The organism is Janthinobacterium sp. FW305-128, assembly GCF_020858135.1.
GTDB lineage: Bacteria > Pseudomonadota > Gammaproteobacteria > Burkholderiales > Burkholderiaceae_D > Janthinobacterium.
Genome location: NZ_JACYMK010000011.1, coordinates 240,793 through 255,481 on the forward strand (window position 1 = coordinate 240,793; position 14,689 = coordinate 255,481).

The window sequence follows — 14,689 nt, forward strand, 5'->3', positions numbered from 1 at the left end:
CCTCAAAATTATCAGTCTGATAAGGAGTAGCAAAAATGGATTTCAGTAACCCAAGCAAACTCGCCCTGTTGAGCCCCTTCGAATTGAAGGATGCGCTGATCCAGACGGCCAAGCAAAGCAACCGCCTGATGCTCAATGCGGGCCGCGGCAACCCGAATTTCCTGGCGACCACGCCACGCCACGGCTTCTTCCAGTTCGGCCAGTTCGCCATGACGGAAGCGGAGCGCTCGTATGTGTACATGGACGACGTGGGCGGCTTTCCCACGCGCGAGGGCATCGAGGCGCGCTTTGAAATCTTCGTGCGCAAGCACGAAGGCAACCCGGGCGCGCATTTCATCGAGGCGGCCGTGTCGTATGTGCGCGACCAGCTGGGCCTGAGCGCGGGCGACTTCATCTATGAGATGTGCGAAGCCATCCTCGGCTGCAACTATCCCGTGCCGGACCGCATGCTGCGCCTGTCCGAGAAAATCGTCGGCCAGTATATCCACCGCGAAATGATCGGCGACCATCCGTTTGTCGGCAACTTCGACATGTACGCGGTCGAGGGCGGCACGGCGGCCATGACCTATCTGTTCGCCAGCCTGAAATCGAACCACATCATCCAGGAAGGCGACACGATCGCCCTGGGCATGCCGATCTTCACGCCCTACATCGAGATTCCCCAGCTGAACGACTACAAGCTGAACACCGTGCACATCGATGCGCCGCAATCGAACAACTGGCAATTCACCAAGAAGGAACTGGACAAGCTGCTCGACCCGAAAGTGAAGGCTTTCTTCCTCGTCAACCCCAGCAATCCGCCATCCGTCAAGATTGACGACGAGACCCTGGAATACATCGCCAAGATCATCAAGAAGCGCCCGGACCTGATCATTTTGACCGATGACGTGTACGGCACGTTCGCCGACAATTTCGTCTCGCTGTTCGCCATCTGCCCGTTCAACACCATCCTCGTATATTCGTTCTCGAAATACTTCGGCGCGACGGGCTGGCGCATGGGCGTGGTGGCCACGCATGAAAACAATGTGCTCGACGACAAGATTGCGAAGTTGCCTGAAACCATCAAGAAGCAGCTCGATGCCCGTTATCACTCCATCACGACGGAACCGCGCCAGCTGAAATTCATCGACCGCCTGGTGGCCGACAGCCGCACGGTGGCGCTGAACCACACGGCCGGCCTGTCCACGCCCGTGCAGGCGCAGATGACCCTGTTCTCCTTGTTCTCGCTGATGGATGAAGAGCAAAAGTACAAGCAATCGATGAAACGCATCGTGCTGCGCCGCAAGGAAGCGCTGTACCGCGAACTGGGCTTGCCGATGGTGCACGACGCCAATTCCGTGCGCTACTACCATCTGCTGGACATGGAATCCTTGGCCGCGCAGATGCATGGCGTGGAGTTTTCGCAGTGGCTGCTGAAAAAACTGAAACCGAACGAAGCGCTGTTCCGCCTGGCCGAGGAAACGGGCGTCATCCTGCTGCCGGGCCGCGGCTTCGGCACCACGCATCCGTCCGGCCGCGTCTCGCTGGCCAACCTGAACGAATACGACTACGCCAATATCGGCCGCGCCATCCGCAGCATGGCGTCCGAGTTCTTTGCCGTATTTGAAAAGGAAAAGGAAAAGGAAAAGGGCGGCAAGAAGGCGAAGAAGTAAGCCGCTAGCCGTGTAGTCTGACAAAAACGGGCGCCCCGCATGAGGCGCCCGTTTTTGTCTGTCAGCTTGCGTAACCAATAGTGCAGGCTGGAATGGACATCCGTGGATATAATTGCTATTGTGAAAGTATAAACATGGCAACCCCGTGCTTTCCCCTCATTCATTGACTGGACGCTACATGGGCAGATTGCAAGGACATTTATCATTATTGCTGGCGAGCGCGCTGGGCGCGGCCATGCCGGCCCTGGCGGAACCTCTGACATTCAGCGAAGCGCTGCAGCAAGCGGCAGCCGCTTCGGGCGCCGTGCAGGGCGCCGCGCTCGACGTGCGCGCGAAGACCCTCAAGGCGGAGGCGCTGTCGAATATCGACGGCCCTTCCGTGGACTTGACGGCGTTTCGCGGCCGCCTGTCGACGGACTTGAACATCGATACGAGCGGCTTGTCCGGCGTGGTGGGCGGCATCGAGTCCGTGCTGCCATCGATTCCCGGCTTGCCCAAACCACAGATTCCCAATTCCCTGAGCCGCGAAGTGGTGACGGACCTGACCTCGTTCGGCTTGCTGGGCATGTGGCCCATCTACACGGGCGGGCGCCTGGACGCCGTCAAGGGCCTCGCGTCGAGCCTGACCCTGGCCGCGCAGGCGGAGCGCACGGAAGCGGAAGAGCAGCTGGCCACCCTGGTGGCGCAGCGCTATTTTCAATTATTGCTGGCGAAGCGGGTGGTGGCCGTGCGGGCCGAAGTGACGGCCGGCGTGACGCAGCACCAGCGCGACGCGGCCAAGCTGGAAAAGGGCGGCCTGATTTCGCGCGCGGAACGCCTGCGTGCCGACGTGGCCCTCGACAGCGCCCGCAGCGACGAGGCGCAGGCGCGCAGCGATGAGGAAATCGCCCAGGTGGCGCTCGACCGTTTGCTCGCCGTCAACACGCAAGTGCGGCCCAGCACTCCCCTGTTCGTCAACAGCCTGCCCGTCGGTACCTTGCAATCGTTCATCAGCACGGGCATGCGCGAAAATGCGAACTGGAAAAAGATCGACAGCAAGCGCGTGCAGGCCGAGCAAGCCTTGAAGCTGCATGGCAAGGAGTACGCGCCCACCGTGTTTGCCATCGGTAACTACAACTTGAATCGCGGCAACGAAAAACTCGTGCGGTCGAACTGGGCCATCGGCCTCGTCGTGGCCGTGCCGCTCGTGCACCGCATCAACACGGGCAAGATGATCGCCGCCGCCAAGCTGGACCAGGAGCGCGTGGAAGTGGTGGCGCGCCAGGCCGAGCGCGACATTCCCACCCTGATCGAAAAGAACTGGCGCGCGCTGGAAAACGCCCGCATCCAGTACCTGTCCACGGCGTCGTCGGTGGAGCTGGCGCGCGAAAATATCCGTTTGCAAACGGTCGCTTTCCAGCAAGGACAAGTGACGTCGCTGGAAGTGGTCGACGCGCGCCTGAACCTGGCCAAGGTCGAGACCCAGCGCGCGCAGACTGCCTATAACTATGTGATGGGCCTGGCGCAATTGCTGGAAGCGACGGGCGAGACGCAGCGCCTGGGCAGCCTGGCCGCTGCGGCCGATATCCAATTACCTGTGGACAAATAATAATGAGCACCTCCAAAAAACCATTGGCCATAGTCGCCGCCATCATCGTCCTCGGCTTCGTGGGCTGGGGCTTGTACCAGGCGTTCCAGCCGCAGCGCCTGCCTTTGCAGGGACAGATGGATGCGCAGGAAGTCAATGTCTCGTCGAAAGTGCCGGGCAGGGTGGGCGAGCTGTACGTTAAGCTTGGCCAGACGGTGCCGAAAGGGGAATTGCTGTTCCAGCTGACGAGTCCGGAAGTGGACGCGAAGATCGCGCAAGCGACGGCCGCCACGCAGGCAGCCGATGCCGTGGCGCAAAAGGCGCAAGCGGGTGCGCGTCCGGAAGAAATCGCCGCCGCGAAAGCCAACTGGGAGCGGGCGCAAACGGGCGCCACCATCGCCAAGACCACGTACACCCGCGTCAACAATATGTACGAGCAAGGCGTGATCGCGCAGCAGAAACGCGACGAGGCGCAAGCGCAATGGCGCGCCGCCGACCAGCTGGCGCAAGCGGCCCGCGCGCAATATGACATGGCGCAAAAGGGCGCCCGTCCGGAAGACAAGACGGCCGCCGCCGCCCAGGCGCGCCAGGTGGGCGCCGTGCTGACGGAAGCGCAGGTCGCCCTGGCGGAAACGAAGATCGCCGCGCCCGTGGCCGGGCAGGTCAGCAAGATCCAGATACAGCCCGGTGAACTGGCGCCGCAAGGCTTCCCCGTGATCACCCTGGTGAACCTCGATGACGCCTGGGCCGTGCTGCAGGTGCGCGAAGATGAAATGGCCGCGTTTGCCATGGGCAGCACGCATACGGCCAATGTGCCGGCCTTGAAGCAGCAAGTGAGCTTCAAGGTCAGTTCCGTGGCCGTGCTGCCCGATTTCGCCACGTGGCGCGCGGCCCGCCCGGGCGGCACTGACTTGCGCACGTTTGAAATCCGGCTGCGCCCCGCCATCAAGGTCGAGGGCTTGCGCCCGGGCATGTCGGTCGTGTTTCCACCGCTCTGATACGCGATGAACGAAGCGGATAAGGGGCCGGTTTCTGCGCTGGCGCGCGAGTGGGCGCGGCTGCGCGGCGACTTCTGGGACTTCGGCATGCTCAGCTGGATTCCCATCGTGCTGTGCGGTATGTTGTGGCTGGTGTTTTCCGCCGGCATCGCGCGCGACTTGCCCATCGTCGTCATCGATAACGACAACTCGACCTTGTCGCGCCAGCTCACGCGCTGGCTCGACGCTTCGCCCGGTGTCCAGGTGGCGGCGAAAGTGGCGTCCAGCGACGAAGCCCTGCATCGCTTGCGCGAGCGTACGGCGTTCGGCTACCTGCTGATCCCCAACGATTTCGAACAGAAACTGCTGGGCGGCAGGCAAGCCACCGTGCAATGGCTGTACAACGCGCAGTTTTCCTCGCACGCGGGCGCCTTGCTGCGCGACGTGCGCACGGTGAGCACGACCTTGTCGGCCGGCATCGAGATGACGGCGCGCGCAAAAAAGGGCATGTCGGGCGTGCAGGCGGCGGCCCAGTTCGAACCGATCCGCACGACACTGAACAGTTTGTACAATGAAAACACCAGCTATGAAGCATTTTTAACGTTGGCCCTGATGCCGGCCATGCTGCAGATCTTCATCGTCGTCGCCGTCGTCACGAGCATCGGACGCGAGTTGCGCGACGGCACGGTGCCGCAATGGCTGGCCTCGGCCAAGGGCAGCTGGCTGCGTGCCGTCGGCACCAAGCTGCTGTTTCCCGTGATCGCCTACTGCGCGCTGGCGCTGCTGTATCTGCTGTTCTTCAGCCTGGCGCGTGGCTGGGCCGTGGCGGGCAGCTTGCCGGCCCTGCTGCTGAGCATGTTGCTGCTGGTGCTCGCGTATTGCGGCATGGCCACCTTGCTGATCGGCGCCACCCTGTCCCTGCGCCTGGCCCTGTCGGGCGCGGCATTTATTACCGCACCGGCCTTCGCGTTCGCGGGCCAGGCCTTTCCCCTGATGGCCATGCCGGCACCGGCGCGCGCCTGGGCGGAAGCCTTGCCGCTCACGCACTATCTGCAATTGCAAACGAAATACTGGCTGGCCGGCGCGCCATGGCGTTATGGCGTGCAGGAAATGCTGATCTTGGCCGGCTTTGCCATCGGCTGCGGCGCCGTGGGCGTATTCCTGCTGGCGCGCCGCGCGAATATGCCTGCGGCCTGGGGGCGCGCATGATCTGGCCGGCTTTTATCGCCACCTGGCGCGCCATGCTGACGGACAAGGGGGCGCTGACCTTGCTGTTTATCGGCGGCATCATCTATTCCTTCTTTTATCCGCTGCCATACTCGACGGAAATCGTCCAGCGCGTGCCCGTGGCCGTCGTCGACCAGGACCGCAGCGCCATGTCGCGCCAGCTCACGCGCTTCGCCATGGCTCACCCCTCGCTGCAAGTCGTGGCCGTCACGCCGGACTTGCCCGTCGCGCAGGATTTGCTGTGGCGCGACAAGGTCATGGGCGTGCTGATCCTTCCCGACGGTTTGCAGACGGACGTGCTGGCCGGCCGCGCCGCCCATGCGCAGGTGGCGGGCAATGGCCTGTACTTGATGCTCAACAAGGTGGCCTTGAACGGCCTGGCGGAAGTGGTGGGCACGGTGTCGGCCGGCATCGAGTTGAAACGCCTGGGTGCTGGCACGCCATCGACCGTGCAGGCCAACCAGCAGCGCTCGCCCATCGCGTTTGACGCCGTGCCCCTGTTTAACGTCAAGGAAGGCTATGGCGCGTATGTCGTGCCGGGCGTGGCGACCTTGATCGTGCAGCAGACCTTGCTGATCGGCATGACCATGCTGTTCGGCACCTGGTACCAGCGCAAGAGCTTCCCCGTGGTCGGCCGGCGCACGGCGGGCGGCTATGCGGGCATGCTGCTGGCGTTTGCCTGCGTCGCTTTCCTCAATTGCTGCTATTTCTTCGGCTTCGTCTTCTGGTTCCAGGATTACCCCCGTGGCGGCAACTTCGGCGGCATGCTGTTGCTGCTGGTGCTGTTCTCGCTGGCGGAGGCGGCGTTCGGCATGCTGCTGGGCATGCTGTTCCGCACGCGCGAACGGGGCACGCAGCTGATGATCGCCACCTCGATGCCGGTGCTGTTCCTCGCGGGCCTGACCTGGCCCGTATCGTCCATGCCCGTCGTGCTGCAATGGCTGCGCTGGGTGCTGCCGTCCACGGCTGGCATCCAGGGCTTTGTTGCGCTCAACCAGATGGGCGCGTCGCTGTATGAAATCCGCCATGAAGTGGCGGGCTTGCTGGCCTTGCTGTTGGCCTGCGTGGCGCTGGGCTGGTGGCGCTGGCGCAAGCTGGAGGAAACCGTTGTTGATTTGAACAAGGCCGAAGGCACTTGATATGCAATAATTTCATTTCCGTAACCCCAGCGAAATGCTGGGGTCGGACCCTAAGGGTCCGACCCCGGTCCTTGGCTTTAGGGGTTGATTCGATGCCTTTTTGATGATTTCTATGTCTGCATTCAATTTGTTCCAGCGCCTGTCCCAAGCCCCCACCAAGCCCAAGGCCGCGCCTGCCGCGCGGCAGTTCGACGTGGCGGACCTGTACCAGGGCCCCATCGCGCTGGGAGCGGAAGGCGAGGCGCAAGCGCGGCCTTTCGATGAAAAGCTGCGCCAGGCGTATTTCTGGATCGTCAACCACGCCATCATCAGCCCCCACTACGACATCGAGTACAACGACGGCCCGTCGCAGACCTATTCCGTGGGCGACAGCCGCCGCACATTGAATTTGCCGTCGGCGCAAAGCTATTCGAGTTTTATTTTGCTGCCCCTGCTGACGTTCGCCACGCGCCGCAAATGCCTGTTTGTGGGCGGGCCGGGGCGGGGCAAGACGGCCAGCGCCCTGCTGATGGGCGTGCTGGCCGGCTCCACTGTCAAGGAGGTGAAACGCGCCATGCAGCATGGCCACCCGCAGATGACGGTGGCCGATTTGCTCGGCAATCCGCTGCCGGCCGACCTGGTGAATGCGCAAAGCATGGACGATATCCGCATCGCCTGGCGCGCCTGGCTGGGCATGCGCGTGAAAATCGTCGATGAATACAACCGCATCCCCACGCGCACGCAAAGCGCGCTGCTCACCGTGATGGGCGACAATTACGCGGAAGTGCTGAACCATATTTACGAGTGCCCGGAAGCGGCCTGGTACCTGACGGCCAACGACGACCAGGGCGGCGGCACGTACCAGGTGATCGAGGCGCTGCGCGACCGGGTCGACGTGACGGTGCAGGCGCTGGCCTTCAACCCGCGCTTCCTGAACGAGCTGCTGCTGCGCGTGGAAGAAAACGTGCGTCCCGAAGAGCTGGTGCCGCCCGATATCATCTTCACGGAAGGCGAGGTCGATCAGATCGGCGAGGCGATCCGCCAGGTGGGCATACCCGACGCCGTGCGCCGCCGCCTGGAATTTTTTGCCAGCCAGTTCGAGCTGTTCGAGACGGCCGGCGGCCAGTTCGAATACATGACCAAGGATACGGCCCGTTTGGCCGGTGCTGACCGGGGCGCCGCGCAGGCGGCCGACAATGGGCGCGACCGTTTGAAGGATCTCGGTTGCCAGACCTTGAACGGCATCTCCGTGCGCACGCTGATGGCGCTCATGATCTACGCCAAGGCCATGGCGTATTTCCGCGGCAATGGCGAGGTGGAGCTGGAAGACTTGCGCCAGGTGCTGCCCTTCGTCCTGCATAACAAGCTGCAGCCGGACCCGGACGCGCCGTTTTTCGCGCTGCCGGAAAACGCCGCCTACCGCAGCGACAGATTGGGCTGGCTGCGCCGCCTGTTCGACCTGTCCAACGATGAATTCAACCGCCTGGACCTGGACCGCGACGATCCGGTGGGCGTGCTGTCGGCCGAATTCGACCTGGGCCTCGACGGCGTCAGCGAACGTGAAACCCTGGCGCGCCTGAACCGCATCGAAAAGCTGATCGGCGAACGCACGAAGGGGCGCAAGCTGTACGGCCCCCTGTACGACGACCTGCTGAAGCTCAAATACCTGCATCAGCGCTATACCAACTACCGCAGCTGGCTGCGTTCGCAATGAGCGTGCTGCACTGTCAAGGCTTCCTGGAAGCGCTGGCCATGCTCAATGGCGAAGCGAGCGACCTGTGCGCGAGCTACGAATTATCACGCCTGCCCGACGCGCCCGATCTTGCCACGGCGCTGGGCCTGCGCGTGGAAGACCATGCCTTGCACGTCATCGCACCCGCACGCGACTTGCCGGCCCCCTTGTGGCACATTAATGCGGCGCCGTGCGGGCGCGCGCAGCTGGAGCAGGTGTGCCAGCGCTGGTTTTTCTCGTCGCGGCACATGCAGGCGGCGCCACCGGGACGCTTCCGCGCGCAGCTGGTGGCCGCCTTCCTCGCATCGCTCGACGAGGCGCTGGGCGGTTTTTCCACGTATGCCGTGACGATGACGCCGCCCGCCGGTTTCTGGTACGCGATCCACTGGGACGAGATCGCGTTCGAACTGGGCGATGAACGCTATCTGCTGCACTTTTCGCACAGCGACTGAGGGGCCGCGATGATCTCTCCTGCCTTTGCCTCGCTACTTGCCGGGGGCCGCGCCCAGTTCAATGCGCGTGCAGCGGAAGCGCGCCGACGCTTTCCCTCGCTCGACATGGCCGCCTTCGGCGCCTTCTTGCTTGACGGCGTCGATCCGCTGGTGGTGGCCGTGGCCGCCGCCGCGCCTGAACGCGCGGGCGGCGCGACCCTCGCTGCCTACGACATGGCCCTGGAACTGGTGGGCCATGGGCTGGCCGGTCCGGCGGCGAAAAACCCGTTTTTGAATACCGTCTGGCGCGAGCTGGCACCGCAGCTTTCAACGCTGCTGGCGACGGCGCCCATCGACGTGCTGGGCATGCTGAGCAACGCCGCCGTCCACATCGCCTCCGTGGCGGGGGCGCGTCCCGCGCAGTGGCAGCGCGAGCTGGCCGCCCTGGCGCCGAAGATCGCCACGCTGGCGCAGCTGCGCGCCGTGGGCCAGGTGCTGGCCTGGCGCGCGGGCGTCGCGCATTTCCGCCAGGGCGCGCTGGCCGCCGCCGATACCTTGCCGCCGGACTTGGCGCTGGCCGCCTTTGGCGAGCCGGGTGCGCAGTGGCCGCAGGTGCATGCGCAGCTGGTGGAGTATCCGTGGCGCGGCAATGCGGAGGGCCGCGAGTTCGGCAGCTTCACAGGCCTCGGCGGCGACTTCGGCACGCCGCCGCAGGTGCGCGCTGCGGCGGATGGTTTTATCGTGCGCAGCGGCGAGCGCCATTACCTGCTGGTGGCCGACGCCTTTGGCGCCGTGCTGCACAGCGCCACGGCGCAGGAGTTCGAGCAGGCGCAAACGGGCGCGCCATCGGCCGTGCGGCTCGATGGGACGACCCTGCAGATCGGCGCGCGCCGCATCGAACTCGATGTGCCGGCCGGCGACATCGCCATCGCCGCCAATGCGCATACGGTCGCCGTCACGTCGCCATGGACGCACGCGATCCGCCTGCTGCCGCTCGCATGAAGAACGATGCCGACACCGCGCTGATCGACACCTGGCGCGCTGCGTGGCCCGAGGCCCTGGCCGTATGGAGCAAATTTACGCGCCTGCGCGACCCCAGCCTGTGCGCCAGCCGCGTCGAGGCCAGCAAGCAGGGCCTGTCCGGCAGCTTCGCCATGATCCGTTTGCTGGACCAGAGCGTGGTGGTGGACTTGCCGCTGGTGACGGAACTGGGGCTGGACGACTATGCGCTGGAAATCCTCGCCCATGAAATCGGCCACCATATCCTCGCGCCGGGCAGCGCCGGCGACCAGTTCCGTTTGCTGGCGCGCATGCGCCGCGCCTTGCCCACACTGGAGCAGCACGCGCCCATGGTGGCCAATCTGTACACGGACCTGTTCATCAACGACCGCTTGCAGCGCCAGGCGAATCTGCGCATGGCCGACATCTACCGCAAGCTGCAGCAGGGGCGCACGGTGGAAGCGCGCGCCAAGGGCAGCGGCGGCGTGTGGACCTTGTACATGCGCATCTATGAAAACCTGTGGCAGCTGGAAAAGGGAGAGCTGGGCGGAGCAGGGGCTGAGAACGAGGCGGACGAACGCCTGGACACGGACGCCTGGCTGGGCGCGCGCCTGATACGCGTGTATGCGAACGACTGGATGCTGGCGGCGGGCCGTTTCGCCACCTTGCTGCTGCCCTACCTGGTCGACGATACGGACGCTCTGGGCCCGAGCCGCTATCTGCAGGACACGCGCGACGCGGCCCGGGGCTGCCAGACGTATGGCGCGCAGCAGATCGAGGATGACGAGGAAGGCGGCGCCATCCACCCGGTGCACGACAAGCGCATTTCCGGCCTCGATGGCGAGGAGCCACAAGGCGAGGCGCCGGCAAGGCAGGGCGGCGGCCAGCTGCGCGAACCGTTCGAGCTGGGCGACATTCTGAAGGCCTCGGGCATCGATCTGAGCGACCATGAAATCGCCATCCGCTACTACCGCGAGCGGGCCTTGCCGCACCTGGTGGCGTTTCCCAGCCGCCCCGCGCCCGAGTCGCAGGAGCCGCAGATGGAAGGGCTGGAAGCGTGGGAGATCGGCGATCCGCTCGAGGAAATCGACTGGCTGCAATCCGTGATGCAGTCGCCGCGCCCCGTGCCTGGCGTGACGACCGTGCGCCGCGTGTATGGCCGCGAACCGGCGCGCGCCATCGACGCCGTGCCCGTCGACCTGGACATGTACGTGGACAGTTCAGGCTCCATGCCGAACCCGCAGGCGCACACCTCGTTCCTGACCCTGGCCGGCGCCGTCATCGCCTTGTCCGCCCTGCGCGCCGGCGCGAAAGTGCAGGTGACCCTGTGGAGCGGCAAGAACGAGGTGATGCAGACGCCCGGCTTCGTGCGCGATGAAGACCTGATCCTGGGCGTGCTGACGGAGTTTTTTGGCGGCGGCACCTGTTTCCCCATCCACTGTCTGCGCAAGACCTATGCGGGCAAGCGCGAACGGCCCGCGCACATCCTGATGATTTCCGACGATGGCATCACCACCATGTTCGACAAGGATGAACTGGGCAACAGCGGCTGGGATATTTCCGCCAAGGCGCTGGCCCAGGGCGGCGCGGGCGGCACCATGGCCCTGAACCTGGCGCGCGACTGGGATGGCGCGGCGAGCCACAAGTGGCTGCAGCAGACCTATGACGATTTAAAACGCGCGCGCCGCGAGCAGGGGTGGGATATCCATGCCGTCGAGCGCTACGAGGACTTGCTGGACTTTGCGCGGGCGTTCAGCCGGCGCCACTATGTTTAAATCCGGGGTCAGACCCGCCGGGTCTGACCCCAGCCTTTGCTTTTCGGGCTAAATTTGCACATCACTGTATAAGAAAAGGCCCATGAATATCTCTGGTCCCCACCTCGAAACCTTAACCCACCGCCTGGCCGACACGCCCGTCGAATTCTTCGCCGAGCCCCGTATCGCCGGTGTCGCCAATGCGCAGGCGGTGGCGGTGGCCGCGCTGGTCAACGACATTGTGCTGCTGCATGGCGCGCGTGCGCCTGCCGCGTCCCTGCAGGGTTTTATCGGCGCCCAGGTGAAGGCGGACCGCAACCGGCTGGCGCTGGCCATGATCCTGTGCTGGCTGCTGGCTGACGAGTGGTTCATCGCACAGCGGTTGCCGCAGCATGACCTGCTGCAGGTGCTGGGCGAGGCGGCGCGCGAACTGGCCGCCACCACGCCCGCGCACCAGTTCACGCAAGACCCGGAGCGGCGCGAGGAACTGGCGCGCATCGTGCTGGCGCGCCTGGGTTTTCGGCCCCGCGATGAAAGCGTGGCGCAGGCCACGGACAGATTGTCCGCCATCAGCGGCACGGAGCGCCGCCGCCTGCTCGAAGCGAGCCGCCTGGCCGAGCAGCGTTCGCGCGAGATCCGCGAGGCGCTGGCGAAGAAGGCGGCCGAGGAATCGGCCGACAAGTGGTCGCGCGAATGATGCTCGCTGGCAAACCTGACGTCAACCTGCCGGGCGGTGCCTGGGAATCGGACCGCGACTATTGTCCCACCCTGACGCCGGCGGGCGCACGCATGCTGGACAAACTGCGCAGCCATCCGTGCGCGCCCCGGTACCGCAACCGCAGCGGCAACAAGCTGCTGGCCGCGGAGGTCGAAGCGCTGCGCGCCTATGAACAGGACGTCATGGATGCCGCGATCGGCTGGAGCGCCGATGCGCCGCCGTCCTGGCTGGCGGATTTTTTCAGGACGACCTACGCCACGGTGCCGTATTACCGCGCCTGCGGCTCGCCCCCCGCGCGCCTTGCGGACGTGGCGCCCGTCAGCCGCGCCGAACTGGCGCACGACATCGCCGCCTTCGTGCCCGACGATGCGGACCTGGCGCGCATGATCAATTTCCAGACGACGGGCACCACGGGCCATCCGCTGCTGATCGCCTCGCACCCGCTGGTGGCGGGGCGCTACCTGGCCTTCCACAAGCGCGCGCTGCGCCGCTTCGGCGTGACCCTGCGCCATGGCGCGGGCCAGGTGGGCGTGATGCTGCTGGGGCACCAGCGCCGCTGCTTCACCTATGTCTCCGTCACGCCCACGATGAACGAATCAGGCCTGGCGAAGATCAATCTGCACGTGGACGACTGGCGCCAGCCTGAAGACCGCGCGCGCTACCTGGACGCCATGGCGCCCGAGCTGATCGCGGGCGACCCCATCTCGTTTGCCGAGCTGCTGACCTTGTCCATGACGCACAAGCCTGCCGCGCTGCTGTCCGTCTCGATGATGCTGTTGCCCGGCATGCGCGCGCGGCTGGAAGCGGCTTTTGCTTGCCCCGTGCTCGACATCTATTCGCTCAATGAAGTGGGACCCGTCGCCGTGTACGACGAGCGGACAGGCGGCCATGTGTTGCTGCAGCACCGCTTGTACGTGGAAATCCTCGATGCTGCGGGACAGCCCGTGCCCGATGGCGCGCGCGGTGAAATCACCGTGACGGGCGGTTTTAACTTTTGCCTGCCCCTCGTGCGCTACCGCACGGGCGATTACGCGTCGCTGCTGCATGGCCCGCATGGCCCCGTGCTGGTGGGCCTGGCTGGCCGCAGCCCCTTGCGCTACAGGACGGTCAACGGCGACTGGATCAACAATATCGACATCACGCATGCCCTGAAACCGCTGGCCATCGCCCTGTTCGGCGTGCATCAGCATGGCGACGGCGCCGTCGCGCTGCGCCTGGCGCCGAACGCCATGCCGCAGGCTGACCGTGCGCGCGCCTTGCTCGCGCCCTTTTTCGGCGACATCGCGGTCGAGACCTTGCTGGCGGAAGACAAGATCATTCAATACACCTCGGATTTGCGGGAAGCGGCAGCATGAAGCTCCATAAACGCGGCCTTGTGGTCGGCAAATTTTGCCCGCTGCATCAGGGCCATGAACTGTTGATCAACCGTGCGCAAGACGCCTGCGAAGAGCTGCTGGTGGTCAGCTACACCAAGCCCGAATTTCCCGGCCTGGAACCGGCGCGCCGGGAACGGTGGCTGCGCGCGCAATTCCCGCAAGCGCACATCGTGGTGCTCGACGATGCGCGCCTGGCCGCCCTGTGCGCGGCGCGCGGCGTGCCGGCGCGTGCGCTGCCGCACAACGACGCCGATGGCGACGACCATCGCCACTTCATGGGCTGGCTGTGCTGGACGGTGCTGGACTTGCCCGTCGATGCCGTCTTCACCAGCGAAGAGTATGGTCCCGGCTTCGCGCAGGTGCTGGAACGGTATTATGCAAGCGGGCCGGTGACGCACGTGAGCGTGGACCAGGCCAGAAGCCTGGTGCCCGTGTCCGGCACCCTCGTGCGGCAAGACCCGCATGCGCACGGCGCCTTCCTGTCGCCCATCGTGCACGCCGATTTTGTCACGCGCGTGTGCGTGCTCGGCGGCGAGTCGAGCGGCAAGACGACTTTGACGCAAGCGCTGGCGGCGCATTTCGAGACGGCCTGGGTGGCTGAGTACGGCCGAGAGCTATGGGAAAGCCAGGATGGCGTATTGCTCTATGACGATCTGCTGAAGATCGGCCGGGAACAGCTGCGCCGCGAAGCGCAGGCGCTGTTGGCTGCGCGGCGCTGGCTGTTTTGCGATACCTCGCCCATGACCACGTATTTTTACTGCGTCGAGATGTTCGGCAAGGCCGAGCAGGAATTGGCGCAGCTGGCCGAACACCGCTATGACCTGATGCTGCTGTGCGCGCCCGATTTCCCCTTCATTCAGGACGGCACCCGCCGCGACGAGGATTTCCGCGCGCGCCAGCATGCGTGGTATCAGGCCGAGCTGGCGCGGCGGGGGATTGCCTATGTCAATGTGTCAGGTTCCGTGGATGACAGGGTCAGGCAGGTGGCGCAGGTGCTGACGGGACCTTAATGGCGGATGCGTGGCGTACGCGGCGGTGTCGGATTACGCTGCGCTAATCCGACCTACGCTGTTGCTACGGCGGCGCACGCGGATACCGCAGGGTAGGTCGGATTAGCGGCGCATGCCGCGTAATCCGA

The 14,689-nt window shown here is 64.9% G+C and carries 12 protein-coding genes; all 12 read left to right on the top strand.

Annotated elements, in window-relative coordinates:
• The first annotated feature begins 35 nt into the window (after positions 1-35).
• Positions 36-1,652, top strand: a complete 1,617-nt coding sequence (locus IGS60_RS22450) for a bifunctional aspartate transaminase/aspartate 4-decarboxylase (RefSeq protein ID WP_230506247.1) — start codon at positions 36-38, stop codon at positions 1,650-1,652.
• A gap of 178 nt (positions 1,653-1,830) precedes the next feature.
• Complete coding sequence (locus tag IGS60_RS22455) at positions 1,831-3,240, top strand: TolC family protein (RefSeq protein ID WP_230506248.1); 1,410 nt, start codon at positions 1,831-1,833, stop codon at positions 3,238-3,240.
• Between the two features lie 2 nt (positions 3,241-3,242).
• Positions 3,243-4,217, top strand: coding sequence for an HlyD family secretion protein (locus IGS60_RS22460; RefSeq protein WP_121669067.1), 975 nt, complete (start codon positions 3,243-3,245; stop codon positions 4,215-4,217).
• A gap of 6 nt (positions 4,218-4,223) precedes the next feature.
• Positions 4,224-5,405 (top strand): ABC transporter permease, encoded by a 1,182-nt coding sequence (locus IGS60_RS22465; RefSeq protein WP_070218289.1) that lies wholly within the window; start codon positions 4,224-4,226, stop codon positions 5,403-5,405.
• Positions 5,402-6,562, top strand: coding sequence for an ABC transporter permease (locus IGS60_RS22470; RefSeq protein WP_230506249.1), 1,161 nt, complete (start codon positions 5,402-5,404; stop codon positions 6,560-6,562). Before IGS60_RS22465 ends, IGS60_RS22470 begins: the two co-directional genes overlap by 4 nt.
• Positions 6,563-6,674: 112 nt before the next feature.
• Complete coding sequence (locus tag IGS60_RS22475) at positions 6,675-8,255, top strand: AAA family ATPase (RefSeq protein ID WP_070218287.1); 1,581 nt, start codon at positions 6,675-6,677, stop codon at positions 8,253-8,255.
• Positions 8,256-8,257: 2 nt separating this feature from the next.
• Positions 8,258-8,725 (top strand): hypothetical protein, encoded by a 468-nt coding sequence (locus IGS60_RS22480; protein WP_230506250.1) that lies wholly within the window; start codon positions 8,258-8,260, stop codon positions 8,723-8,725.
• A 9-nt stretch (positions 8,726-8,734) separates the two neighbouring features.
• Positions 8,735-9,706 (top strand): hypothetical protein, encoded by a 972-nt coding sequence (locus tag IGS60_RS22485; RefSeq protein WP_230506251.1) that lies wholly within the window; start codon positions 8,735-8,737, stop codon positions 9,704-9,706.
• Positions 9,703-11,478: a VWA domain-containing protein gene (locus tag IGS60_RS22490; RefSeq protein WP_230506252.1), complete on the top strand. Its 1,776-nt coding sequence runs from the start codon at positions 9,703-9,705 to the stop codon at positions 11,476-11,478. The genes IGS60_RS22485 and IGS60_RS22490 overlap by 4 nt, the downstream gene beginning before the upstream one ends.
• 82 nt (positions 11,479-11,560) lie before the next feature.
• Positions 11,561-12,154: a hypothetical protein gene (locus tag IGS60_RS22495; protein ID WP_230506253.1), complete on the top strand. Its 594-nt coding sequence runs from the start codon at positions 11,561-11,563 to the stop codon at positions 12,152-12,154.
• The gene (locus tag IGS60_RS22500; protein ID WP_230506254.1) at positions 12,151-13,530 is read left to right on the top strand and encodes a capsule biosynthesis protein CapK; all 1,380 of its coding nucleotides are present in this window, start codon (positions 12,151-12,153) and stop codon (positions 13,528-13,530) included. Before IGS60_RS22495 ends, IGS60_RS22500 begins: the two co-directional genes overlap by 4 nt.
• A complete protein-coding gene (locus IGS60_RS22505) occupies positions 13,527-14,561 on the top strand; it encodes an AAA family ATPase (RefSeq protein WP_230506255.1) in 1,035 nt (344 codons plus the stop codon). Before IGS60_RS22500 ends, IGS60_RS22505 begins: the two co-directional genes overlap by 4 nt.
• Positions 14,562-14,689: the final 128 nt, after the last annotated feature.